This window comes from Streptomyces sp. NPDC001194, from assembly GCF_042896985.1.
GTDB lineage: Bacteria > Actinomycetota > Actinomycetes > Streptomycetales > Streptomycetaceae > Streptomyces.
In genome coordinates this window covers 264,343-288,660 of record NZ_JBIAXU010000002.1, presented here as the reverse complement: position 1 = coordinate 288,660, position 24,318 = coordinate 264,343, and the positions used below count along the sequence as shown (strand labels likewise).

General features: G+C 71.5%; 23 protein-coding genes and 1 tRNA gene. 9 read left to right on the top strand and 15 right to left on the bottom strand.

Translation table 11 applies throughout. The features are described 5' to 3' along the window. Positions 1 to 115 precede the first annotated feature (115 nt). Positions 116 to 190: transfer RNA gene (locus ACFY1T_RS06040), tRNA-Val, on the bottom strand. Between the two features lie 105 nt (positions 191 to 295). On the opposite strand from ACFY1T_RS06040, the gene ACFY1T_RS06035 reads away from it, so the two are divergent. The 3 genes from ACFY1T_RS06035 (at position 296) to ACFY1T_RS06025 (ending at position 2,584) form a co-directional block, all read left to right on the top strand. After that, on the top strand, positions 296 to 1,540 hold the full coding sequence (locus ACFY1T_RS06035; RefSeq protein ID WP_390787144.1) for a hypothetical protein: 1,245 nt from the start codon (positions 296 to 298) through the stop codon (positions 1,538 to 1,540). 74 nt (positions 1,541 to 1,614) lie between these two features. Further along, complete coding sequence (locus ACFY1T_RS06030; RefSeq protein ID WP_390787143.1) at positions 1,615 to 2,325, top strand: DUF4383 domain-containing protein; 711 nt, start codon at positions 1,615 to 1,617, stop codon at positions 2,323 to 2,325. A gap of 55 nt (positions 2,326 to 2,380) precedes the next feature. Beyond that, entirely contained in the window at positions 2,381 to 2,584 is a 204-nt protein-coding gene (locus tag ACFY1T_RS06025; RefSeq protein ID WP_030869054.1) for a zinc ribbon domain-containing protein, read from the top strand. A gap of 34 nt (positions 2,585 to 2,618) precedes the next feature. Here the strand turns inward: ACFY1T_RS06025 and ACFY1T_RS06020 are convergent, their stop codons facing one another. The 4 genes from ACFY1T_RS06020 to ACFY1T_RS06005 form a co-directional block, all read right to left on the bottom strand. Then, positions 2,619 to 3,278 carry an O-methyltransferase gene (locus ACFY1T_RS06020; protein WP_390787142.1) on the bottom strand — a complete coding sequence of 220 codons (660 nt, stop codon included), beginning with the start codon at positions 3,276 to 3,278 and terminating at the stop codon, positions 2,619 to 2,621. An 81-nt stretch (positions 3,279 to 3,359) separates the two neighbouring features. Next, positions 3,360 to 4,184, bottom strand: coding sequence for a hypothetical protein (locus ACFY1T_RS06015; RefSeq protein ID WP_030869046.1), 825 nt, complete (start codon positions 4,182 to 4,184; stop codon positions 3,360 to 3,362). After that, positions 4,181 to 6,658 carry a phosphoribosyltransferase gene (locus ACFY1T_RS06010; RefSeq protein ID WP_390787428.1) on the bottom strand — a complete coding sequence of 826 codons (2,478 nt, stop codon included), beginning with the start codon at positions 6,656 to 6,658 and terminating at the stop codon, positions 4,181 to 4,183. Before ACFY1T_RS06010 ends, ACFY1T_RS06015 begins: the two co-directional genes overlap by 4 nt. Positions 6,659 to 6,744: 86 nt before the next feature. Beyond that, entirely contained in the window at positions 6,745 to 7,911 is a 1,167-nt protein-coding gene (locus tag ACFY1T_RS06005; protein WP_390787141.1) for an HpcH/HpaI aldolase/citrate lyase family protein, read from the bottom strand. A 194-nt stretch (positions 7,912 to 8,105) separates the two neighbouring features. Here ACFY1T_RS06005 and ACFY1T_RS06000 point away from each other — a divergent pair, with 194 nt between their 5' ends. Then, positions 8,106 to 8,885, top strand: a complete 780-nt coding sequence (locus tag ACFY1T_RS06000) for a TerD family protein (RefSeq protein ID WP_390787427.1) — start codon at positions 8,106 to 8,108, stop codon at positions 8,883 to 8,885. Between the two features lie 34 nt (positions 8,886 to 8,919). Here ACFY1T_RS06000 and ACFY1T_RS05995 read toward each other — a convergent pair whose 3' ends face one another. From ACFY1T_RS05995 to ACFY1T_RS05970, 6 genes are all read right to left on the bottom strand, one after another. After that, a complete protein-coding gene (locus ACFY1T_RS05995; protein WP_390787140.1) occupies positions 8,920 to 9,672 on the bottom strand; it encodes a Tellurium resistance in 753 nt (250 codons plus the stop codon). 117 nt (positions 9,673 to 9,789) lie between these two features. Next, positions 9,790 to 10,905: a DUF475 domain-containing protein gene (locus tag ACFY1T_RS05990; protein WP_030869029.1), complete on the bottom strand. Its 1,116-nt coding sequence runs from the start codon at positions 10,903 to 10,905 to the stop codon at positions 9,790 to 9,792. Positions 10,906 to 10,930: 25 nt separating this feature from the next. Further along, positions 10,931 to 11,506, bottom strand: a complete 576-nt coding sequence (locus tag ACFY1T_RS05985) for a TerD family protein (RefSeq protein WP_030160469.1) — start codon at positions 11,504 to 11,506, stop codon at positions 10,931 to 10,933. A gap of 158 nt (positions 11,507 to 11,664) precedes the next feature. After that, on the bottom strand, positions 11,665 to 12,240 hold the full coding sequence (locus tag ACFY1T_RS05980; RefSeq protein ID WP_030160471.1) for a TerD family protein: 576 nt from the start codon (positions 12,238 to 12,240) through the stop codon (positions 11,665 to 11,667). Positions 12,241 to 12,403: 163 nt separating this feature from the next. Further along, positions 12,404 to 12,862: a peroxiredoxin gene (locus ACFY1T_RS05975; RefSeq protein WP_134075355.1), complete on the bottom strand. Its 459-nt coding sequence runs from the start codon at positions 12,860 to 12,862 to the stop codon at positions 12,404 to 12,406. 192 nt (positions 12,863 to 13,054) lie between these two features. Then, complete coding sequence (locus ACFY1T_RS05970; RefSeq protein WP_030869022.1) at positions 13,055 to 13,480, bottom strand: DUF3052 domain-containing protein; 426 nt, start codon at positions 13,478 to 13,480, stop codon at positions 13,055 to 13,057. 445 nt (positions 13,481 to 13,925) lie between these two features. Between ACFY1T_RS05970 and aceE the strand changes: the two genes are divergently transcribed. After that, on the top strand, positions 13,926 to 16,658 hold the full coding sequence (gene aceE, locus ACFY1T_RS05965) for a pyruvate dehydrogenase (acetyl-transferring), homodimeric type (RefSeq protein WP_390787139.1): 2,733 nt from the start codon (positions 13,926 to 13,928) through the stop codon (positions 16,656 to 16,658). 93 nt (positions 16,659 to 16,751) lie between these two features. Beyond that, positions 16,752 to 17,564 (top strand): potassium channel family protein, encoded by an 813-nt coding sequence (locus tag ACFY1T_RS05960; RefSeq protein ID WP_390787138.1) that lies wholly within the window; start codon positions 16,752 to 16,754, stop codon positions 17,562 to 17,564. Here ACFY1T_RS05960 and ACFY1T_RS05955 read toward each other — a convergent pair. Continuing rightward, entirely contained in the window at positions 17,545 to 17,946 is a 402-nt protein-coding gene (locus tag ACFY1T_RS05955) for a peptidase inhibitor family I36 protein (protein ID WP_390787137.1), read from the bottom strand. The genes ACFY1T_RS05960 and ACFY1T_RS05955 overlap by 20 nt on opposite strands. Before the next feature lie 209 nt (positions 17,947 to 18,155). Continuing rightward, positions 18,156 to 19,748: a DHA2 family efflux MFS transporter permease subunit gene (locus tag ACFY1T_RS05950; protein WP_390787136.1), complete on the bottom strand. Its 1,593-nt coding sequence runs from the start codon at positions 19,746 to 19,748 to the stop codon at positions 18,156 to 18,158. Positions 19,749 to 19,889: 141 nt separating this feature from the next. On the opposite strand from ACFY1T_RS05950, the gene ACFY1T_RS05945 reads away from it, so the two are divergent. From ACFY1T_RS05945 to ACFY1T_RS05935, 3 genes are all read left to right on the top strand, one after another. Then, positions 19,890 to 20,573, top strand: coding sequence for a TetR/AcrR family transcriptional regulator (locus ACFY1T_RS05945; RefSeq protein ID WP_390787135.1), 684 nt, complete (start codon positions 19,890 to 19,892; stop codon positions 20,571 to 20,573). A gap of 136 nt (positions 20,574 to 20,709) precedes the next feature. Next, a complete protein-coding gene (locus ACFY1T_RS05940; protein WP_390787426.1) occupies positions 20,710 to 21,861 on the top strand; it encodes an alpha/beta hydrolase in 1,152 nt (383 codons plus the stop codon). A 67-nt stretch (positions 21,862 to 21,928) separates the two neighbouring features. Then, a complete protein-coding gene (locus ACFY1T_RS05935; RefSeq protein WP_390787134.1) occupies positions 21,929 to 22,789 on the top strand; it encodes a DUF4429 domain-containing protein in 861 nt (286 codons plus the stop codon). A gap of 67 nt (positions 22,790 to 22,856) precedes the next feature. Here the strand turns inward: ACFY1T_RS05935 and ACFY1T_RS05930 are convergent, their stop codons facing one another. Together ACFY1T_RS05930 and ACFY1T_RS05925 are read right to left on the bottom strand one after the other, a co-directional pair. Further along, positions 22,857 to 23,876 carry an aldo/keto reductase gene (locus tag ACFY1T_RS05930; RefSeq protein WP_030869003.1) on the bottom strand — a complete coding sequence of 340 codons (1,020 nt, stop codon included), beginning with the start codon at positions 23,874 to 23,876 and terminating at the stop codon, positions 22,857 to 22,859. Continuing rightward, a complete protein-coding gene (locus ACFY1T_RS05925; protein ID WP_037846939.1) occupies positions 23,873 to 24,268 on the bottom strand; it encodes a MerR family transcriptional regulator in 396 nt (131 codons plus the stop codon). The genes ACFY1T_RS05930 and ACFY1T_RS05925 overlap by 4 nt, the downstream gene beginning before the upstream one ends. Positions 24,269 to 24,318 lie beyond the last annotated feature (50 nt).

Genomic DNA, 24,318 nt, shown 5'->3' with positions numbered 1-24,318 from the left:
GTCAAGCCTCCGGCGACACCGAACCCCACCCCCAGGCCCCCCAGTTGCCCGGGCCCGCCGCACCCGCCGGACATGACGAAGGCCCCCAACCATGATCGGTTGGGGGCCTTCGTGCTGGTGGGCGTGGACGGTTTCGAACCGCCGACATCTGCTTTGTAAGAGCAGCGCTCTACCCCTGAGCTACACACCCGTGGATGAGTGGACAGCCTACATGCCAGGCGCACCCCCCACGCAAACCCGTATCCGTGGGGGAGAATGGACCGGGGCATGGCGGAGGCGGTACGGGAGAGGGATTGTGACGACGGCATCCCGGCGGTGGTTCGGCGGGCGGGACGAGAGTCGGCGGGCGGATGCGCAGGCGGCGAAGGATGCCGCCGCGGCCGCGTTCTACGAGCTGGACACCGCGCAGCGGGATCTGCGGATCTCCATGGAGACCATCGCGGCGGCGGACGGGTCGCCCGCGGCCCGGCAGGCCGGGGAGGGGTTCGCCGCGCTCGGGCAGCGCATCGACCAGGTGAGCCACGTGTACATCGAGGCCGTGGACGCGCACGACCTGGACCGCGTCGACCTCGAGGGGTCCGTCGCCGCGCGGGCGCGGGAGCAGCTGACCCGGGCCCGCGAGGAGCTCGTACGGGTCAAGGGCGAGCTGGACCGGTTCGCGCAGGGGCTGCAGCCGCTGCTGGACAAGGCCGAGACGCAGCTGGCCCGGGTGGCGCCCGCGCGGGAGCGGGCCCGGGCCGCGCTGCTGGCGGCGAGCAGCGCCCTGGACGACGTACGGGGCAAGGGGGTGCGGGCCGACGAGTTCGCGGCGCGGCTGGCCGCGCTCGGGCCCGAGCTGACCCTGCTGAACCAGGGTGCCGCGCAGCACGGCGTGCAGGAGACCATCCAGCGCGCGGACCGGATCCTGCGGGACGCGGAGGCCATACGGGCCGAGGTGGCGCGGCTTCCGGAGCGGGCGGCGGAGATCGACCGGCGGCTGGTGAGTCTGCGGACCCGGGCGCAGGCGCTGCGCAATCGGGCGGACCGGGTGGACCCGGTCCTCAGTGAGCTGCGCCGGCGGTTCAGTGCCGCGTGCTGGCAGGACCTTCAGCAGGTGCCGGAGCAGGCAGTGCGGGACGTGGCGCGGGCCGAGGAGCAGTTGGGGGAGGCCGCGCGGGCGCGCGAGGAGCAGCGCTGGGCGGACGTGGCGGCGCTGATCGATTCGGTCCGGGGTGCGCTGGACGCCACCGACGAGGCGGTGTCGGCGGCGCAGGACCGGCTGTCGCGGCTGGAGGCGGTGGCGCGGGATCCGCAGGCGGAGGTGCAGCGGACCCGGTTCGCGATCCGGGATGCGCAGCGGCTGGCGATGGAGGGCCGCAGTGTGCCCGATCCGCGGCACGCGCGGCCGCTGGACGGGTCGGTGGCGCGGATGGAGCGGGCGCTCGCGGCGCTGGAGGAGCGGCACCCGGACTACTGGCACTTCCTTCAGGAGATGGAGCAGGTGCGGGCGGACGTGGGCCGGGTCGTCTCCGACATCCGCGGCGGGCGCGCGAGCGGCTGAGAACCGCCGCGTCCGCGCTTGTCGCGGCGGGGGCGCGGGCGGATGCTGGAAGGTGGCTGGAATAGGAGGGCGTGATGGCTGCCCACGTTTCGTACACCTCTCGTGCGCCCGGCGCACCCCGCACGACCGCACCCCCCGTGAACGCGCCGCACGCGGCCTACGGGTGCCACGAGCCCCACGAGCACTACGCGCCGTACGTGTCCCACGGGCCGATCGAGCTCCCCGCGCCGCACGTCCCCTACCTGGTGCGGCGCATCGCGCGCCCCGTCAACACGCGGCTCGACGAGCACCTGCCCACCGACCACAAGCTCAGCCAGGTGTACCGGGTGGGCGCGGGCCTGATGGGGCTGCTGCTCGTCGTCTTCGGCATCCTGGGGCTGATCGACCGGATCGGGTTCTTCGACACCGGCGGCGCCACGGTGCTCGCGCTGAACACCAACGGCGCGCTGAGCGTCCTGTCGATCTGCATCGGGCTGCTGCTCCTGGCAGGGATGGTGATCGGCGGGAACTTCGCCTCCACCCTCAACATCGTGCTGGGGATCGCCTTCATCGTCAGCGGGTTCGTGAATCTGGCCCTGCTCGACACGGGGATGAACTTCCTGGCCTTCAAGATCCAGAACGTGCTGTTCAGTTTCGTCGTCGGCGTGATGCTCATGTGGTTCGGGATGTACGGGCGGGTGGGCAGCGCCCTGCCGCACGACAATCCGTACTGGCGGGCCCGCAACCCCGAGCAGGCCGCTCGCGAGGACCGCGCCGCCAGGCTGGGTCACGGCGTCCGGCCCTGATCGGAAAGACGCGGTCCAGGGCCGCCGGCGGCGCCCGGCTCTGTAGCCTGGGGCCATGCCTCGTTACGAATTCCGCTGCCGGACCTGCGAAGACACCTTCGAGGTCAGCCGGCCCATGGCCGAGTCCTCCGCTCCCGCCGACTGCCCGGCCGGGCACGCCGACACCGTGAAGCTGCTCTCCGCCGTCGCCGTGGGCGGGACCGGCAGCGCCCCCGCCCCGTCCGGCGGGGGCTGCTGCGGCGGCGGGGGCTGCTGCTAGGCCGTGCCCGCCGGCACCGGCACTCGCGCCGGCACTAGCGCTTGCGCGAGAGGGTGAGGCCGTCCGAGATCGCGAGCAGGACCGACTCCATGCGGGTGTCCGCCGCGACGTGCTCGTTGTACGCGCGGACTCCCGCCGCCGAGCCCGTCGCGGACTCGTCCAGGACGCTGCCGTGGAACAGGGTGTTGTCCGTGACGATCAGCCCGCCCGGGCGCAGCCGCGGAACGAGCTCCTCCCAGTAGGCGATCTGGCTTTCCTTGTCCGCGTCCACGTAGGCCATGTCGATGTGCGGCTCCTGCGGCATGGCGCGCAGCGTGTCCAGTGCCGGGGCGATGCGCAGGTCGATCCGGTCGGCGACGCCCGCCGCCTTCCAGGCCTCGCGCCCGTACGCCGTCCACTCCTCGGAGACGTCGCACGCGATGATCAGGCCGTCCGACGGCAGCGCCTGCGCCATGGACAGGGTGGAGAACCCGGTGAAGGTGCCGACCTCGACGATGCGGCGGGCGCCGGTCAGCCGGACGAGGAAGGCCAGCAGCGGCCCCTGCTCCTCCGCCGACTGCATGCCGGCGACGTCGGGGAACTTCTCGTACGTCGTGGCCACCAGCCCCCGCTGGACCGGGTCCAGCGGGGGGTTGTGGTCGAGCATGTAGCGGTACAACTCGTCAGTGATCTTCGTGCTGTTGCCCTTGGTCATGTACCCAGTGTGCCGAGTCCGCCCGCCGGTCGGCCCACGGGTCGGCCCACGGTCCGGGCACGGGTCGGCCCATCGGCTGACCTACCGGCCGGCCTCCCGGGCCACCGCCGCCGCGAACGCCCGGACGATCTCCTCGCCCGCCAGCACGCCCGCCGCGGCCAATGCCGTGACCGTCGGCGCCGTCCAGCCCGAGTCGGCCAGCTCGCCGTGCCCCGGCCGCCAGGCCGCGTCCGCGGCCAGCAGCAGGTCCGCGTCGAGCAGCGAGTCGCCGGCGGCGAGGGTCGTGGTCGCACCCGTACGGCGGGCCACCTCGCGCATCGCCGCGCTCTTCGTCAGCGGCCGCGGCACGGCGTAGATCTTGCGGCCCTGGAGCGAGACCGTCCAGCCGCGCGCGCCGGCCCACTCCGTCAGCGCCTTGACCCACTCGTCCGGCACCAGGTCCCGCTCGACGACCAGGTACGTGAACAGGTCCTCCGCGATCCTCGCCTTGCGCAGCCAGGCCGCGTCCGCCGTCGCCAGCAGGTGCGCGTGCACCTCCGCCAGCGGGGCGCACTCCTCGGCCAGGCGCGCCGCCACCTGGCGCCGCCAGTCCCGGTCCGGGAGGCCGTCGACCAGCAGCTGTCCGCCGTTGGCGCAGATCGCGTACGGCGCAGGCCGCCCGGGGAAGCGGATGCGCTGGTACTGCTTGCGCGTACGGGTCGTCGTCGGGACGAAGACCACCGCGGGATCGGCCGCCAGCTCGGTCAGCAGCGCCGCCGCGGTCTCCGTCATGTACGACAGCGGCTTGCTCTCGTGCACCTCGACGCAGAGCAGCCGCGGGGCCACCGGGTCGGGCATGGTCAGGCCGAGCGCGGCCGTCGAGTAGATGAGCGTGCGGTCGAGATCACTGGCTACCAGGACAGTCACTTGGAGGTCACGGCCTTTCCGTCGGCGCCGGTCGCGCCACGCGTGAAGCGGGGGTGGATGAGTCCTACGCAGGTGTAGGGCAGCCCGTCGACCTCTTCGACCGGCACGCCCCGCTGCTCGGCGAGCAGCCGTACGTGGTCCAGGTCGGCCCCGGCGCCGCGCTGCGCCAGGATCTTCCACGGCACGCGGCGCAGCAGCACGCGCGTCGTCTCGCCGACGCCGGGCTTGACCAGGTTCACGTCGTGGATGCCGTACTCCTCGCTGATCCGCTCGACGGCCGCCCAGCCCTCCCAGGTGGGTGTGCGGTCGGCGGCGAGGAGCTCCTTGACCTCGGCGTCGACGGCCTCGGCCACCTCGTCGAAGTGGGCGGCGACGGTGTCGATGAAGCCGGTGGAGACATCGGCTCCGGCGAGCTCGCGGTAGAACTTCGCGCCGTGGAAGTCGGCGGGTCCGACCAGGTCGGACCTGAGGACGGTACGCGAGATCAGTCCGGAAACGGTGGAATTGAGGCAGGCGGAGGGGATCAGGAAGTCCTCGCGGGTGCCGTACGTGGACACGCAGGATCCGGGGTCGGCGAGGACCACGATCTCCGGGTCGAAGCCGGGGAACTCGCGGAGGGCCTCCGCGAGCTCCCGCGTGATGGCCCCCTTGCCGGTCCAGCCGTCGACGAAGACGACGTCGGAGGGGTCGTGGTGGGCGGCCAGCCAGCGCAGGGCGTTGGGGTCGATGCCGCGGCCGCGCACGATGGAGACGGCGTAGTGCGGCAGGTCCAGGCCGTGCCGGGACTGGGCCCAGCGGCGCATGAGGACGCCGACGGGGGTGCCGGCGCGGGCCAGCGAGACGAGCACCGGGGAGGGGGACCGCTCGGCGAGCACGGTCTCGGTGACGGTGCCGACGGCCCGGGCCATGCGGGCGGCGGACGCGGTCAGCGCGCTCCGGTACAGCTCCTGGTACCGGAGGGACGGCTGGTACTCGACGGGCAGTGACTCGGCGTAGTGCGCGCCGCCCGCCTGGATGGCCTCCTCGCGCTCCTCGGTGGGGGCCTCCAGTGCCACGTCGGAGAGGTCCTGGAGCAGCCAGCCGCAGTCCTGCGGGGCGTACGAGGAGAAGGCGGGTCCGCGCAGCGGCTCGGGCAGGACCGGCTCGGGCATGATCGGCTCCCGCCGGTCGCAGGAATCGTGAGGGGAGGGCTCGGGGGCGTACGAGGGGACCAGGGCGAGCAGGACCCGGCCGGCGTGCGGGGCCAGGCGGGCGAGGAGGCCGTCGGGGCCGTGCAGCGCGGCGGTGTCGCCGTGGCTGTCGACGACGGCGACGACGGTGTCGAAGCCGGCGCCCGCGACGTTGTAGGCGTACCGGTCGCCGGGCCCGTCGGCGGGGGCGTCGTGGGCGGGGAAGACGAGGCGGGATCGGATGGCGTACCCGGGGTCGTCGACGGCGAGCACGGGCGAGCGGGTGGTGGTCGAGAAGCGGACCTCGGCCGCCGCCCCGGACTCCTCCAGGGCCGTTGCGAGGCGCAGCGGGGCGTACATCAGCTCTTCGTTGCCGAGTACGAGGACCCGCCCGGCCCCGGCTCCGAGCGCGTCGGCGAGCCGGCGGCCCAGGGCGGGCAGCGCCGCTTCGAGCCGGGCGCGGTGCTCGGGGGTGAATCCGTGCCGGCCGCCGTCGGGGACCCCGGCGGGCCAGTCCAGCACGATCCGCCGGGCGGGCGCGGGGACGGCCGCGGCGGCCGGGACCGGGGCGGGGTCGGCCGCGCCCCGGCCCTCGTGCTCCTCGACCAGTGCCCGGCCCTTGGCCAGGACCCCCTCGGGGAGGTGGACCGTCCCGGAGGCGAGCGCGATCAGGTCGACGCGCGCGCCGATCTCGGCGGCGAAGTCGGTGAGCCGCGCGCGGTCGGCCGGGGAGCGCATGTCGACGAGGGCGACGACCACGTAGTGCCGGCGGGGGTGGCGGGCGTGCAGGTCGCGGATGGTGTTCAGGACCGTGTTGCCGGTGGAGAACTCGTCGTCGACGAGGACCAGCGGCCCGCTGCCGGCCAGCAGCTTCGGGTCCTCGGGCAGCAGGAGGTGCGAGGTGGCGTGCGAGTGGGCCTCCTCGAACCCGCCGGCGGGCTCGACACCGGGCACGGGGCGGCGGGTGGAGTGCAGGTAGGGGGCGGCTCCGAGCCCGTCGGCCACGCAGTGCCCGAGTCCGGTCGCCGTCTCCGCGTACCCGAGGACCACCGCGGCGGCGGCCTCGTCGCCCAGCAGGGCCCGCACCCGCTCGCCGAGTCCGTACCCGGCCGCGTACACGGCCCGCGGGGACTGCGGGACGTGCTTGCCCAGCACCTGCGAGACCAGCAGGTGGGCCCGCTTCGGATTGCGCCGCAGGGCCAGCCCGAGCAGCTCGTCCAGCCGTGGCGACCCGGGGTCGCCGGCCTCCTCCAGGCGTACGCCCAGCCGCTCGGCCACCCAGGTTCCCGACCACACCGCGTCGATCGTCTTGCCCTTCTCCGTAGTCTTCGTGCTCTTCGTGCTCTTCGTGCTCTTCGTGCTCTTCCCGGTCTGCGCCGGCCCGGCTCCGCTCACAGCCGGAGCCCGGCCGTCAGGAGGTCGACGAAGCCGACCTCCTCCTTCGCCACGCCGAAGACCTCGGCGCGCAGCATGGTGCGCTCGGCCCAGGCCCGGTGGGGCTTCACTTCGTTCATCTTGTTCGTATAGGCGGAGCGCATGACTCCGCCGCCGCCGCGCTCGGGGCGCAGGATGTCCTGGGCGTCGCTGAACTCCTCGTGGGAGACCACGGACAGCGCGTGGACGGGGGTGACGTGGGCGGGGTGGATGCAGGTCTTGCCGAGGAGTCCGTTGGCCCGGTCGAGTTCGATCTCGCGCAGGAGCCCGTCGAGGTCGTGCTCGATGAGGGTGGTGCGCAGTTCCTCGGCGCCCTCCTCGAGGAAGGGGCTGCGGCGCAGCTGGGGCTTGAAGAGGCGCTGCTGGCTGCGGAAGTACTCCCAGACGGGTCCGGTCACGGTGAAGCCGGTGCCGTCGGCGCGGCTGAGCACGTTCACCACGTCGGCGATGACCCCGGCGACGATCTGTACGTCGTAGGCGGTCATGTCGGGGGTGCGGCGCAGTCCGTAGACCGAGCAGAAGTCGGTGACGCCCAGGCGCAGGGCCAGGACGCGGTCGCGGTACCGGTTCACGGTGCGGGAGATGCCGGCGAGGGCTTCGACGCGGGTTTCGAGGTGGAGCAGGTCGGGGGTCTCCAGGACGGGCATGGCGTACAGCGGCTGCTGTCCGCCGGCCGCCTCGGCCTGGGCGACGGCGTCGAGGAAGGCGGTTCCGCGGCTCTCGGTGAACTTGGGGAGTACGAATCCGGCCAGTCTGCGGGCGGAGCCGCCGAGGCGGCGCACGAGGTCGGGTATCTGCTCGGGGGTGCGGACCCGGATGAAGAGCAGCGGGAGCTCTCCGCCGTCGGCGTCGAGGGCGGCGAACTGGCGGACGAGGTTGTCCTCGGCATCGGCGACGTCGGCGTCGCTGATCGAATCCTCCAGGCAGAGGACCATGGAGACGACTCCGCGGGCGGCCTGCTTGTGGACGTCGCCCGCGAGGTTCGGGCGGGTGGCGGGGCTGTAGAGGGTGGCTCCGAGGGCGGCGGCGAGAATGCGGGCGGGGGAGGCGGCGGTGAACTCGGCCGGCTCCTGGTGGAAGAGGTCCTTGCGGACGGTGGGCGATATGTGCCCGAAGTGACGCATGTACTTCCCCCGTACTGCCTCGGCGGCCCCAGTGGCGTGGCCGGTAATAGTACGTACGAACGTGAGTCAAGAGTTCCTCAAGTACATGAAGTTCAGGTAACCCTCTTGCACCATGCCCAGGTCTTTCTTCCGCGACAAGGTTCCACGGGGGGCCGCGTTGTTCCGCGCCGCCCCGGGAGGGCAGGATGACGGGCATGACGCACGCGATGCAGAAGGGCTCGAACATCCCGGTGACCGCCGTGGCGGTCCGGGCGGTGCTGCGCTGGACCGGCGGGCCCGAGGTGCCGGACGTCGACGCCTCGGCACTGCTCGTGGGAGCGGACGGGCGCGTGCGCTCGGACGAGGACTTCGTGTTCTACAACCAGCCCCGGCACCCCTCGGGGGCCGTCTGGCGGCTCGGAAAGAAGCAGATCGGCGACGGGATCACCGACGCCGTGCAGGCGGACCTGCGGGCGGTGCCGCCCGCGGTGGACCGGATCCTGGTGGTGGCCTCCGCCGAGGACGTACCGTTCCAGCAGGTCAGGGACCTGCGGATCCTGCTGTACGACGCCACGGCGACCGGCGGCTCCGAGCCGCTGGCCTTCTTCGACGTGCGGCCGGAGACCGGTGCCGAGACGGCGCTGATCTGCGGGGAGCTGTACCGCCGCGGGGACGGGTGGAAGTTCCGCGCGCTGGGCGAGGGCTACTCGAACGGCCTCGTCGGGCTGGCGACCGACCATGGGATCTCCGTGGACGAGAACGCCGCCGAGGGCGCCTCCGGGGCCGCTCCCGCCGCGGGCCGGGCCGACGAGCAGACGGCCCTGATGCGCCCGCCGGTCCCGCAGACGCCGCCGGCGCCGCTGACGCAGGCCCCGCCCGCCGCGCAGCCGGCGTACGGGTACCCGCAGCCGGTGTCCCCGGCCCCCGTGCCGGTCCCGGGCGGCGACCCGACGTTCCGGCTGCCGGTGCAGGGCCCGCAGTTCATCCGCCGCTGACGCACCGGACCGGACCGGGGGCGTGCGCCCCCGGTCAGGCCTTGGTGCTCTTGTAGCCCCGCCCCCACTGCAGGCCCCACCCGTACAGCCGGTCCAGCTCGGCCTGGAACCCGTACACGAACTTCACCTCGCGCCGCACGATCAGCTCGCCCTTGACGTGCTCCATGGAGAGCACCGCGCAGGAGCGGGCCTGCGGCTGCCGCTCCTCCAGCGGGATCTCGATCCGCGGCCCGGTGATCGGGTAGAGGGTGATCATGGCGTGGGTCCGGTCGAAGGCCGGGGTCTGGTCGTAGATGTAGACGAACACCAGCAGCCGCTTGATCTCGTCGGCGTGGTCGAGGTTGACGAAGACCGTCTCCCCCGACGGCGCCCCGAACCGGTCGTCGCCGCTGAGCTTCACGTACGGCGGGCTGTTGATGTCCCCGTGGAAGTTGCCCAGCGGCTGCACGACGCCCCGGGTCCCGTCCGCCAGCTCGTAGAGGCAGCCGAGGTCGAGGTCGACGTTGACCATGCCCTGGGTGTGCGCCTGCACCATGTCGGGCTTGAACAGCTTGAACGGGTGGCGCAGGAGCCGGCCGCTCTCACCGCCGCCGCGGCCGCCGATGTCCGAGCTGCGCATGCGCCAGGACAGGTTGACCCGCAGGTTCCCGTGGACCGCCCCCTGTTTGGTGAGCGACACCGTCGGATGCCGTTTGGTCAGCTCGATCGCGGCCGAGCCGCCGCCCGAGTCGAACTGCAGGGCGCGGCTGCCCCTGACCCCGTCGAAGAACCCTTCGAAGAATCCCATTCCCCTGTCCCCCCTCATTCTGTGTAGGCGGGGCGGCCTACGCGGACGGGGCGGCCCGGCAGTCCGCAGACCAGCCCGGCCGCCCCGCAGTTGGAGCGTTCCGCATTAGCGCCGTGATCATGCCTCGGCGGTGGAACCCTCCAGTTCCAGGCGCTTGTTGCGGCGCACCGAGGACCAGAAGGACCAGGCGATGAGCAGCACGCCGACGAGGCCGGTGATGACCTCGTGGATCTCGTACTGGATGGTGACGAGCAGGATGACGGCGAGCGCGCCGATGGCGTAGTGCGCCCCGTGCTCCAGGTAGACGTAGTCGTCGAGGGTCCCCTGGCGGACCAGGTAGACCGTGAGCGACCGGACGTACATGGCACCGATGCCGAGGCCGAGGGCCATCAGCACGATGTCGTTGGTGATGGCGAAGGCGCCGATGACCCCGTCGAAGGAGAAGGAGGCGTCGAGGACTTCGAGGTAGAGGAACATGAAGAAGGCGGCCTTGCCGGCCATGGCGACGGCCGAGACGGGGCTGCCGCTCTTCTTGGCCGCTTCCTCGGCTTCGTGTTCGGCCTCTTCCTCTTCTTCGAGGCGGTTCTCGAAGTAGCCGGAGAGACCGCCGACGATCATGTAGGTGATCAGGCCGGCGATACCGGAGACCAGGACGGTCTGCGCCTTGTCCACGTGCGCCCCGCCGTGCTGGTGGGCGTTGGCGGCGAAGGTCATGGACGTGATCAGCAGGGCGATCAGCGCGAGGCACGCCGACAGCATGTCGATCTTGCCGAGCTTGGCGAGCGGGCGCTCGAGCCACGCGAGCCACTTGATGTCCCGGTCCTCGAAGATGAAGTCGAGGAAGATCATCAGGAGGAACATGCCGCCGAAGGCCGCGATCGCCGGGTGGGCGTCCGTGACCAGCTGCTGGTACATGTCCTTGTCGTTCAGCGCCAGGTCGACGGCCTCGACGGGGCCGATGCCGGCGGTGACCGCGACGATCACGACGGGGAACACCAGGCGCATGCCGAACACGGCGATGAGCACGCCGATCGTGAGGAAGATCTTCTGCCAGAAGGCATTCATCTTCTTCAGGATTCCGGCGTTGACCACCGCATTGTCAAAGGACAGCGAGATCTCAAGGATGGTCAGGATCGCGACGATCCCGAATGCGGTCCACCCCCCGTAGAACACCGCTGCGACCAGACCGAGCGCAGTGACTGCGAACGACCAGCCGAAGGTTTTGAGAACCACTGGCACCCCATCGTGTTGTACGGCTTTACGAAACGTTGACCCCGAAGTCTAGAGCGATGCCCCGGAGCCCCGACGCGTACCCCTGCCCCACCGCCCGGAACTTCCATTCGCCGCCGTACCGGTAGACCTCGCCGAAGATCATCGCGGTCTCGCTGGAGGCGTCCTCGGTGAGGTCGTAGCGGGCCAGTTCCTGGCCGTCCGAGTCATTGACCACGCGAATGAAGGCGTTGCTGACCTGGCCGAAGCTCTGCCGGCGGGCCTCCGCCTCGTGGATCGAGACCGGGAAGACGATCTTGTCGACCTCGACCGGCACCTTGGTCAGGTCGATGATGATCGATTCGTCGTCGCCCTCACCCTCGCCGGTGAGGTTGTCCCCCGTGTGTTCGACGGAGCCCTCGGGGCTCTTCAGGTTGTTGTAGAAGACGAAGTACGCGTCCCCCAGGACCCGGCCGTCGCGGCACAGCAGCGCGCTGGCGTCGAGGTCGAAGTCGGCCCCCGTGGTCGAGCGCGCGTCCCATCCGAGCCCGACCAGGACCCGGGTGAGGTTCGGTGCGGCCTTGGAGAGGGAGACGTTGCCCCCCTTGGCGAGTGTGACGCCCATGTTGTGGTCCTCCCCGGACGACGTGGTGATCGCGGCCCGCCACGCGTGGCGGGCCGCCGGTCGAGCTCGGCGGTGCATCTCTGCGGTGCACCGTCGCAAAGCGCGTCCGGCGCCGTACACAACAGTGCACGGCGCCGGACGGGTGACTGCTGGCAGGCTCAGACGTTGACGCCGAAGTCCTGCGCGATCCCGCGCAGGCCGGAGGCGTAGCCCTGGCCGATGGCGCGGAACTTCCACTCCGCTCCGTTGCGGTACAGCTCGCCGAAGACCATGGCGGTCTCGGTCGAGGCGTCCTCGGAGAGGTCGTAGCGGGCGAGCTCGCTGTTGTCGGCCTGGTTCACGACGCGGATGTACGCGTTGCGGACCTGGCCGAAGCTCTGCTGGCGGCTCTCGGCCTCGTAGATCGAGACCGGGAAGACGATCTTGGCGACATCGGCCGGGACGCCGGCCAGGTTCACCTTGATCGCCTCGTCGTCGCCCTCGCCCTCACCGGTGGTGTTGTCACCGGTGTGCTCGACCGAGCCGTCCGGGCTCTTCAGGTTGTTGAAGAACACGAAGTTCGAGTCGTTGGCGACCTTGCCCTGGTCGTTGGTCAGGATCGCGCTGGCGTCGAGGTCGAAGTCGACACCGGTGGTGGTGCGAGCGTCCCAGCCCAGACCGACGATGACCGCCGTCAGATTCGGCGCGGCCTTGGTCAGCGAGACGTTTCCGCCCTTGCTGAGGCTGACTCCCACGGGTCCTCCATTGGGTTCATGTGTGGGGCGGTGCCCCGTCGTGCGGTTTCTACCGGGATCAACGCTTCGATCCTAGTGACGGGTTCCCGCCTGTCGGCGTCTTTCCCGGTGAACAGTCCGCGGAACCCGCCCGAAGCGGGATCCCGGGGGCCCCGCAGACTCCTCAGAGGCTGTCGAGGGCCTTGATGTACTCGTTCAGGTCACGCGCGTCGGGCAGGCCGTTGACGACGGTCCAGCGCACGATGCCGTCCTTGTCGATGATGAAGGTGCCCCGGACCGCGCAGCCCTTCTGCTCGTCGAAGACGCCGTACGCGCGCGAGGTCTCGCCGTGCGGCCAGAAGTCCGAGAGGAGCGGGTAATCCAGGCCCTCCTGCTCGCCGAAGACGCGCAGGGTCGGCACGGAGTCGTTGGAGACCGCGAGGAGCTGGACGTCGTCGTTCTGGAACCGCGGCAGCTGGTCGCGCAGCTCGCACAGCTCGCCGGTGCAGACACCGGTGAAGGCGAACGGGTAGAAGAGCAGCACCACGGCCTTCTCGCCGCGGAAGTCCGAGAGCCGGACGGTGGCGCCGTGGTTGTCCTTGAGCTCGAAGTCCGGGGCCTTGCTGCCGACCTCGATCGCCATCTCTCGCATCCCTTCGTTCCCGCATCCCTGCGTTGGGCTGTTCGGGTGGGTCCAGCCTAGGGGGTGTCCGGCGAATCGGCCCCGGCGATGATCCGCCGGACCGGCCCCAAGGGGGCCGGAACGCACGCACCCCGCCGACCGGAAGGGAATCCGGCGGGCGGGGTGCGTGTCCGCTTGGCTGCGGGGAACGGCTCAGCGCTTGGCCTTGGCGGCCTTCGGCGTCACCAGCTTGGTGGAGGTCCACTCCTTGCCGACGGGCAGGCCCTTGGCGAGGGAGAGGCCGGCCGTCTCGGCCGCCTCGCTGATGTCGCTGGCCTCGACGTAGCCGTCACGGCCCGTCTTGGGGGTCAGCAGCAGGATCAGTGCGCCGTCCTCGACCAGCTCGGTCGCATCGACCAGGGCGTCCGTCAGATCGCCGTCCTCGTCGCGGAACCACAACAGCACCGCGTCGGCGACGTCGTCGTAGTCCTCGTCGGCGAGCTCGGTGACGAGCTTCTCGACGGCGTCACGGAATTCCTGATCGACGTCGTCGTCGTAGCCGATCTCCTGGACCACCTGTTCGGACTGGAAACCCAGCCGGGCGGCCAGGCTCTCCGCGTGGTCCGCGGTCGCGCTCACGGGGTGCCTCCTGCTCATGTTCGGTGAATGTCTTCGGCGGCGCGCGTACGCGCAGCATTGGGCGTAGTCCACACGGGCGCGGCGGATCGCGCAAGTACCCGGCCGTCGAGACCGTCGAAACGGTGACGATTACGGCCGTCTCGCCGCAACTTTCAGCCTTCCCGTGTGCACGTCTGGTGATTCATCCCACACCATTCCAGCTCATTCGGCATCATCGGCGACGCTCGGCGGCTTTCCTACCTGTTTGAGGGACGAACGGCCTTGCGAGCCCGCCGATCTTCCTGGGCGTAGGGTGGCGATCGGCCGGACCTGACGCTCACGGCGCCCGAATCTCCACGGACTCCAGTGATTACCCAGTGGTACGGGTGACGATTCCGACCGAGCGTAAGACGATGGGAGGCGGCGAAACCCCATGGCACGACTCCCCTGACAGCGAAGGAACAGCGTGGCTTCCGCATCCGATCGCAATCCGATCATCATTGGCGGCCTGCCGAGCCAGGTCCCGGACTTCGATCCGGAGGAGACGCAGGAGTGGCTCGACTCCCTGGACGCAGCCGTCGACGAGCGGGGCCGTGAGCGCGCCCGCTATCTGATGCTGCGGCTGATCGAGCGGGCCCGCGAGAAGCGCGTGGCCGTGCCCGAGATGCGCAGCACGGACTACGTCAACACGATCGCCACCAAGGACGAGCCGTTCTTCCCCGGCAACGAGGAGATCGAGCGCAAGGTCCTGAACGCCACCCGGTGGAACGCGGCCGTCATGGTCTCGCGCGCCCAGCGTCCCGGGATCGGCGTCGGCGGTCACATCGCCACGTTCGCCTCCTCCGCCTCCCTCTACGACGTGGGCTTCAACCACTTCTTCCGGGGCAAGGACGAGGGCGACGGCGGCGACCAGATCTTCTTCCAGGGCCACGCCTCCCCCGGCATCTACGCGCGCGCCTACCTCCTGGACCGGCTCTCCGAGCAGCAGCTCGACGCGTTCCGGCAGGAGAAGTCGAAGGCCCCGTACGGCCTGTCCAGCTACCCGCACCCGCGGCTGATGCCGGACTTCTGGGAGTTCCCGACCGTCTCGATGGGCCTCGGCCCGCTCGGCGCGATCTACCAGGCCCGGATGAACCGGTACATGGAGGCGCGCGGGATCGCGGACACCTCGAAGTCACACGTTTGGGCGTATCTCGGCGACGGCGAGATGGACGAGCCGGAGTCGCTCGGGCAGCTGTCGATCGCCGCGCGCGAGGGTCTGGACAACCTGACCTTCGTCGTGAACTGCAACCTGCAGCGCCTCGACGGCCCGGTGCGCGGCAACGGCAAGATCATCCAGGAGCTGGAGTCGCAGTTCCGCGGCGCCGGCTGGAACGTCATCAAGCTCATCTGGGACCGCTCCTGGGACCCGCTGCTGGCGCAGGACCGCGACGGCATCCTCGTCAACAAGATGAACTCGACGCCGGACGGCCAGTTCCAGACGTACGCGACCGAGACCGGCTCGTACATCCGCGACCACTTCTTCGGCGACGACCAGCGGCTGCGGGCGATGGTCGAGAACATGAGCGACCAGCAGCTGCTGCACCTGGGTCGCGGCGGCCACGACCACAAGAAGATCTATGCGGCGTACGCGGCGGCCAAGGCCCACAAGGGCCAGCCGACGGTGATCCTGGCGCAGACGGTCAAGGGCTGGACGCTCGGCCCGAACTTCGAGGGCCGCAACGCGACGCACCAGATGAAGAAGCTGACGGTCGACGACCTCAAGCGCTTCCGCGACCGCCTGCACATCCCGATCACCGACGCCCAGCTGGAGAACGGCGCCCCGCCGTACTACCACCCGGGCCCGGGTTCGCCGGAGATCCAGTACATGCACGACCGGCGCAGCTCGCTGGGCGGCTACGTGCCGACCCGCGTGGTGCGGGCGAAGCCGCTGCAGCTGCCGGACGAGAAGACGTACGCGGCTGCCAAGAAGGGTTCGGGCCAGCAGTCGATCGCCACGACGATGGCCTTCGTGCGCATCCTGAAGGACCTGATGCGGGACAAGGAGATCGGCAAGCGGTTCGTGCTGATCGCCCCGGACGAGTACCGCACCTTCGGCATGGACGCGTTCTTCCCGAGCGCCAAGATCTACAACCCGCTGGGCCAGCAGTACGAGGCGGTCGACCGCGATCTGCTGCTCGCGTACAAGGAGTCCCCGACCGGCCAGATGCTGCACGACGGCATCTCGGAGGCGGGCTGCACGGCCTCGCTGATCGCCGCGGGCTCGGCGTACGCGACGCACGGCGAGCCGCTGATCCCGGTCTACGTCTTCTACTCGATGTTCGGTTTCCAGCGCACGGGTGACCAGTTCTGGCAGATGGCCGACCAGCTGGCGCGCGGTTTCGTCCTGGGTGCGACCGCCGGCCGGACCACCCTGACGGGTGAGGGCCTCCAGCACGCCGACGGCCACTCGCAGCTGCTGGCGTCGACCAACCCGGGCTGCGTGGCCTACGACCCGGCGTACGGGTACGAGATCGCGCACATCGTCCAGGACGGCCTGCGCCGCATGTACGGGCCCGAGTCGGAGGACGTCTTCTACTACCTGACCGTCTACAACGAGCCGATCCAGCACCCGGCCGAGCCGGCGGACGTCGACGTGGACGGCATCCTCAAGGGCATCCACCGGGTGTCCGCGGGCTCGGCGGGCTCCATCGGGGCGCAGATCATGGCCTCGGGCGTGGCGGTGCCGTGGGCGCTGGAGGCCCAGCGGATCCTGGCCGAGGAGTGGAACGTCCGGGCGGACGTCTGGTCGGCGACCTCCTGGAACGAGCTGCGCCGCGAGGCCGTCGAGGTGGAGGAGCACAACCTGCTCCACCCGGAGGAGGAGCAGCGCGTCCCGTACGTGACGCGGAAGCTGTCGGGTGCCGAGGGGCCGTTCGTGGCGGTCTCGGACTGGATGCGGTCCGTCCCGGACCAGATCTCGCGGTGGGTGCCCGGCGCGTACACCTCGCTGGGTGCGGACGGCTTCGGCTTCGCGGACACGCGCGGCGCGGCCCGGCGCTTCTTCCACATCGACGCGCAGTCGGTGGTGCTGGCGGTGCTGACCGAGCTGGCCAAGGAGGGCAAGATCGACCGTTCCGCCCTGAAGCAGGCGGTGGACCGGTACCGGCTGCTGGACGTCTCGGCGGCCGACCCGGGCGCCGCGGGCGGCGACGCGTAGCACTGCGCTGCACTGCGCCGATGGGCGTCGAGAGCGGGTCCCCGGCACGGCCGGGGGCCCGCTTGGCTTTACCAGTTCCTTACGATGCTCCGTATGAAGGAACCCTCCCGCCAGCTGCGGTGGGAGCGGCGGAGCCAGACCCCGCTGCTCGTGCTCGCCGTGGCGTTCGCCGTCGCCTACGCCGTGCCGATCGTCGTGCCCGACGCGAACGCGGGGGTGCACCGGGCGTGCACCGTCACCGAGTGGGTGGTGTGGGGGGCCTTCGCCGCCGACTACCTGATGCGGCTGGGTCTGTCGACGGCGAAGAAGGCCTTCGTGCGGACCCACTGGCTGGACCTGGGCGCGGTGCTGCTGCCGATGTTCCAGCCGCTGCGGCTGCTGCGGCTGGTGTCCACACTGCTGCTGGTGGGCCGGCGGGCCCGGATGGCCCCGCAGATCCGGCTGACCACGTACGTGGCGGGGGCGGTGGTCGGGCTGCTGATGTTCGGCTCGCTGGCCGTGCTGAGCGTGGAGCGGGACGCCCCGAAGGGGAACATCAAGAACCTGGGCGACGCGGTGTGGTGGAGCTTCACCACGATGACGACCGTCGGCTACGGGGACCACTCCCCCACGACCGGGCTCGGGCGGGTCATCGCCGTGGGGCTGATGCTGTCGGGGATCGCGCTGCTGGGTGTGGTGACCGCCAACATCGCGGCCTGGTTCATCTCCCGGTTCGAGCGCGACGACCGGGTGGAGCGGGCGCAGACCGCCGCGATCGCCGAACTGACCGCGGAGGTACGGGCGCTGCGCGCCGAGCTCGGGCGCCTCGGCGGCGCGGCGACCGCCCCGGGCGCGGGGGCCGACGTACCGGCCCAGGTGCCCGAAGCGGTCCCGGTGGCGGATGCGGCTACCGCTCCCACACCTTGAAGGCCCTGATCAGGTAGGGCGATTCGGGCAGCCAGACCCCGTCGCCCGGATAGGTCTGGAACTCTCCGGTCTCCGCGCACTCGGCCGACTGGTAGGTGGTCACCGGTCGCCCGATGCGGTTGATCAGCGACTGGGCACTGGTCCCGGCGGGCAGCGCCGTACAGCTGTTGATGTCCAGGGTGCTCAGCTCGTGGGCGTGCCGGGTGCCCTTGAACTCCGGCTTCGCCCACAGGCACAGCTGCCCGGTGGCGCAGGCGGGTGCCTTGCCCGGCGGCGGACCGGCGGCGTGTGCGGCGCTTTCCGTGCCCGGGACGAGCGCGGCGAGGGCGAGGACGGTCGCGGCCAGGACGGTGGTGGACCGTGCGGGTGAACTCGTACGCATGACGGGTCAACTCCTTGTGGACGGCGGCGCCCCGGACGGTTCCGGAGCGCCTCGGACACCACGCTGACCTGCGAGGACGGTCGGGCGGAAGGGGTCGGGGGCCGGTCCACCCGGATAGGCGACAGCCCCGCCGGAACCGTCCGGCGGGGCTGTCGCGCGTACGCGGTTGACTCGGGTGCGGGGTGTCCGGGCCGGCGGCCCGGCCCGGCTCAGACGTGTGCCGCGCCCGCTCCCGCGGCGGCGTTCTCGCCGCGCTTGGTGAAGCAGGCGACGACCGCGGCGAGCACCGCGACGCAGCCGGCGACGGTGAAGGCCGTGCTCATGCCGTCGACGAAGGTGTCGTGCGCGACCTTGGTGATCGATTCGGCGATCGGGGCGGGGGTCCCCGGCTGGACCGGGGCGATGCCGACCTGCACCCCCTTCGCGGCGAGGTCCGCCTGCTCCGGGGTGAGCACGGGCAGCTCCGCCCGCGCCCAGTTGTCCCCGAACGAGTTGCCGACGGTACTGGCCATGACCGCCCCGAGGACCGCGGTGCCGAGGCTGCCGCCGACCTGCATGGCGGCCTGCTGGAGTCCGCCCGCCACGCCGGAGAGCTCCAGCGGGGCGTTGCCGACGATGACCTCGGTGGCGCCGACCATGACGGGCGCGAGGCCGACGCCGAGGAGGGCGAACCAGAGCGACATCTGCAGCGTGCCGGTGCCCGGGGTCAGCGCGGACATCCCGAAGCAGGCGACGGCGGTCGCGACCATGCCCGTGACCAGCGGGATCCGCGGGCCGACGGCGGTGATGGCGGCACCCGCCAGCGGCGAACCGATGATCATCATGCCGGTCAGCGGCAGCAGGTGCAGGCCGCTGTCGACGGGGCTCATGCCGTGCACGTTCTGCAGGTAGAAGGTGACGAAGAACAGGCCGCCCATGAACGCGAAGGCCATCAGCACCATGAGCACGGTGCCCGCCGAAAGGGGCAGCGAGCGGAACATCCCCAGCGGGATCAGCGGCTCGGCGACCTTCGACTCCCAGAGCGCGAAGAGCACGAAGCAGACCACGGAGCCGATGAGGAAGAGCAGGGTCCGGGTGTCGCCCCAGCCCCACTCCGAGGCCTTGATCAGCGCCCAGATCAGCGAGAACATCGCGACCGACAGCAGCAGGACGCCGACCGCGTCGAAGGACTTCGGGGCGTTCTCGGCGCGGTGGTCGACCAGGATGAACAGGCCGAAGGCCAGCGCGATGACCCCGACGGGCACGTTGATGAAGAAGACGGACTGCCAGCTGACGTTCTCCACCAGCAGGCCGCCCACGATGGGCCCGGCCGCGGTCGAGGCGCCGATGACCATGCCCCAGATGCCGATCGCCATGTTGAGCTTCTCGGCGGGGAAGGTGGCGCGCAGCAGGCCCAGCGCGGCGGGCATCAGCAGTGCGCCGAACAGGCCCTGCGCCACGCGGAAGCCGATGACGTACTGGACGCCGGACGAGAGGCCGATCGCCGCGGAGGCCGCGGCGAATCCGGCGATGCCCATGAGGAAGGTCTGGCGGTGGCCGAAGCGGTCGCCGAGCTTGCCGGCGGTGATCAGCGAGACCGCGAGGGCCAGCAGATAGCCGTTGGTGATCCACTGGACGTCGGCGAGCGAGGCCCCGAGGTCCTTCTGGATCGCGGGGTTGGCGACGGCGACGATCGTGCCGTCCAGGGTGACCATCATGACGCCGATCGCCACGGCGAAGAGGGTCAGCCAGGGGTGGCCGCGCAAACCGGTGCGGGCCGGAGCCGGGCCCGATTCCTTGGCGAGGGTGATCTGACCAGTCATGCGGACAGATTAGTGACAGCGACTGACACTTCACAAACGGCTTAGCGGGGCAGTGGCTGTCAGGTCGGTCACAGGTACCCTGACCGCTCACTCAGCGTCAGATTCGGCAGGCGGCGCCTGCGGAAAGGACACCCCTCGGTGATGACCGACGAGCGGCCGGCACCGGCAGCGGCGCCCGGGCTGCGCGAACGCAAGAAGCGGCGCACCCGGGACGCGCTGCTGCGCGCCGCCCTCCTCCACTTCGTCGCGCAGGGGTACGAGCACACCACCGTCGACGAGATCACCGACGCCGTGGACGTCTCCCAGCGCACCTTCTTCCGGTACTTCGCCAACAAGGAGGAGGTCGCCTTCGCCGTCCAGGACCTGGTCGAGTCGCACTACGTGGCCGCGCTGCGCGCCCGGCCGCCGGCCGAGGGCCCCTTCGAAGCCCTGCGCGGCGCGGTGCTCGGCGCCTGGGACACCCTCGACGAGGCCCTTTCCGACGTGGTGCCGGTCGACCTCTACATGCGTACGTACCAGCTCATCGAGTCGACGCCGGCGCTGCTCGCCGTGCACCTGCGCCGCTCCACCGAGCTGGAGGAGCGGATCGCCCGGCTGATCGCCGAGCGCGAGGGGCTGGACGTGGACGCGGACCCGCGGCCCCGGGTGGCGGTGGCCGCCTTCTCCGGGGTGATGAGGGTCACCGGGCGGCTGTGGGCCCAGGACGAGGACGCCAGCGTGGCCTCGATCCGGCGGATGACCGAGGCGTGCCTTGACCAGATCGGTCCGGCGCTCGCCGCGGACTGGCGCCGAACACCCCTTGCGGGGTCGCACGGTCGGCCGTGAACCCGGTCACCCTGGCCACCGTGGCCGGATCCGGTCTCCTACGCTGGTCCCAGTGAACCTGCCCGGCCTCGCCCATTCCACCGCCGTCGGCGCCGACCCGCGCCCCGCCGCCCTGCGCACCCTGCTCGCGCTGGCGGTGGTGTTCATCATGCTGGCGACCACCGGCTGGACCGCGGTGCACCGCCCCGACGCGGGCACCACCCTGCGGACCGCGGCCCTGGCCTCCTGGGCCTCGGCCCGGATCGACGGCCGCCCGGTGCCGCCCGCGGACGCTCCCGTACGGACGGTGGCCCGCTTCTTCGCCGGCCTCGACGGATCCCAGCGGGCCCGGCTGGCCGAGGGGTACCCCCTGGTCGTCGGCAACCTCGACGGGGCGCCCGCCGCTCTGCGCTACCGGGCCAACCTGCGCGGCCTGGAGCTGGCCCAGCGTGCGGAGGAGGCCCGCAGCACGGACGTCAGCCTGACTCCGGCCGACCGCACCACGGCCGGCCGGCGCGCCCACCGCTTCGAGTCCCTGGCCGAGCCGGGCCGGCAGATCCTCGCCTTCGACCCGACCGACAGCGGCCGCGTCGCCGAGGTGTTCGGCGACCTCGACCGGGCGGACCGGATCTCGGTGATCGTCCCCGGCGTCGACACCGACGTGCTCACCTTCGAGCGAACCCAGCGCCGCCTCATCGCGCCCGCCGGCATGGCGCAGTCGCTGTACGAGGCCCAGCGCACGCAGGCTCCCGGCAGCCGGACGGCGGTCATCGCCTGGGCCGGATACACCGCGCCGACCGGGGTCGGCATGGACGCGGCCACCGGCCGGATGGCGGTGGACGGCGCAGTCCGGCTGGAGTCCCTGACGGCGGCGCTGCCCGGGGACGCGAGCGTGGCGCTGTTCTGCCACAGCTACGGCTCGGTGGTGTGCGGGGTCGCCGCGCACGCGCTGCCGAAGTCGGTGACCGACGTGGTCGTGGCCGGCAGCCCGGGCATGCGCGCGGGGTCGGTGGCCGACCTGCACACGTCGGCCCGGGTGTGGGCCACGCGGGACTCCGGGGACTGGATCGCGGACGTACCGCACCTGGAGGTCGGCGGGGTCGGCCACGGGGCGGACCCGGTGTCGCCGGACTTCGGCTCGCGCGTGCTGTCCTCGGCCGGCGCGAAGCTCCACACCGGCTATTTCGAGCCAGGCACGGGATCCCTGGACAACTTCGCCAAAATCGGAACCGGCGCATTCGGTTCTGTCACCTGCGTGACCGGCGACGATGCGTGCCGGCGTGGAATTTCCGGGACAGACGGGGACTGACACGTGTAGAGCCCTGGAAAACGGGCTTTGCGCCGAGGGGGGACGCACAGGGGTGCGTCCCTTTACCATGTGCCGCATGGGTGACGTACTGGCCGGAAATCATGCCGTCTGGGAGTTCGACTCGGACTCGGTGCTCATCCGCTTCGCACGGGGGATACGCACGCCGAGGACGCCGAGACTCCTGCACGCCCTCGGAGAGCGGCGCATCCCCTTCGAGGCGTTGGCGGGGGTGAGCGTGAGCGCGGCCGGATCCGGGGGGAGACGGGACGCGGTGGTCCTGCGTGCCGTGCCGCGGGCGGGCGCGGATCCGCTGCTGGAGGCCGCCGCCGGGCAGTTGCGCGAGGTCTGCGATCCGTACCGGCTGGTGCTGCCGGCCGACCGGGCCGGGCAGGCCGCCGAGTTCGCGGACGCCGTACGGGCCCGGCTGGGCCCGGAGGCCGCCGAGCCCGCTGAGCGCTTCCTGGTCCAGGTTCCGGCGCCGCCGCTGCGGCTGAGGACGTACGACGCGCGGCTGGGCTTCGACGGCTCGGCCGTCACCTTCCACTGGTCGCGTACGGGGGCCACGGGCACCAAGTGGAAGGCGGGCGACCAGCGCTACCCGCTGACCGCGCTGACCGGGGTCGAGTGGAGCTCCCCGGAGCACCCGGGCGGCCACCTGCGGCTGCTGCTGCGGGACGAGGCGGCCGATCCCCGGCCCGACCACGACCTGGCGACCGCGGTGTTCGCCGTCGGGTACGGGTCGGTGCACGAGTCGCTGCCGTTCGCGGCGGCCGTCCTCGCCGCCCTGCGCGGCCGCACCCCGGTGGCCTCGGTACCCGCGGCGCGCACGGACGAACGCCTCCACCACCTGGGCGAGTTGTACAGCGCGGGCCTGCTGACGGACGCCGAGTACGCGGCGCTGCGCGACCGCTTCACCGCCGAGGCCTGACCACGCCGGAGACCGCCGCCACCGCCGGGAGGCCCCCCGGCGGTGGCGGCAGCCGGCAGAAGCCGGATCAGCCCTCGCGGCCCGCGGAGGTCCAGGTCATGTCCGGGTAGCGGTCGCCCGCGACCTGGGCGGCGATCGGCTCCAGCAGCGCCAGCTCCGCCGGCGTCAGCGTGATCCGGGTCGCGGCGGTGTTCTCCGCGAGGCGGCCGGTCTTGCGGGTGCCCGGGATCGGGACCACGGTCAGCCCGTGCACCTGCGCCCGCTGCTGCACCCAGGCCAGCGCGATCTGCGCCGGGGTCGCCCCGTGCGCCTGCGCGATCTCCCGCACCGGCGCCAGCAGCGCCGCGTTGGCCTTGGCGTTGTCGCCGGTGAACCGGGGCTGGAAGCGGCGGAAGTCCGCCGCCGACAGGTCCGCCGACGCGTCCGCGAACGAGCCGGTCAGGAAGCCGCGCCCGAGCGGGGAGTACGGCACGAAGGCCACGCCCAGCTCCGCCGCCGCGCCCACCGCGGTGTTCTCCACGTCCCGGCTGAACAGCGACCACTCCGACTGGAGCGCCGCGATCGGGTGCACCTCGTACGCCTCCCGCAGCTCGGAGCCGGTGACCTCGCTGAGCCCCAGGTGGCGCACCTTGCCCTCCTGCACCAGCTCGGCCATCGTGCCCACCGACTCGGCGAGCGGCACGGCCGGGTCGCGCCGGTGCATGTAGTAGAGGTCGATCACATCGGTCCCGAGGCGGCGCAGGCTGTCCTCCACGGCCCGGCGGACGTACGCGCGGTCGTTGCGGATGCCCCGGTGCTGCGGGTCGTCGGTGCGCTCGATGCCGAACTTGGTGGCGAGGGTGATCTCGTCCCGGTGCTCGGCGACGAACGGCGCGATGAACTCCTCGTTGGCTCCGCGCCCGTAGCTGTCCGCGGTGTCGAAGAGGGTGACCCCGGTGGCCAGGGCCGCTTCCAGGGTGTCGCGGGCGCGGGCCTCGTCGGTCTCCCCGTAGAACTCGCTCATGCCCATGCAGCCGAGACCCTGGATGCCCACCAGCGGGCCTCCCTTGCCGAGTTCGACCTGCTCGATGGTGGTGTTCTGCGTCATTGCTGTGTCGCCTTCCCCGCGGTCGTGCCCATGGCATACATGTCGATCTTGAAGTCCAGTACGGCGAGCGCGTCGTTCAGCTCCGTGATCCGCGCACGCACCTCGCGCCGCGTCTGCTCCAGCAGCTCGCGCCGCTGGTCGACGGTGTGCTCGCCCTCGCGCACGAGTTCGGCGTAGCGGACCATGTCGGCCACCGACATCCCGGTGGCGCGCAGCTTGCCCACGAAGGCCAGCCAGTGGAGGTCCTTGTCGCTGAACCGGCGCTGTCCCGAGTGGGAGCGGTCCACGTGCGGCATCAGGCCGATCCGCTCGTACCAGCGCAGCGTGTGCTGGGTCAGACCGGTCCGGGCCTCGACCTCGCTGATCGTGTACCGCGTCTGCGTCAGGCTCATGACGACCACGCTAAAACCTTGGAGTGCACTCCAAGCAAGTAGGCTCGGCC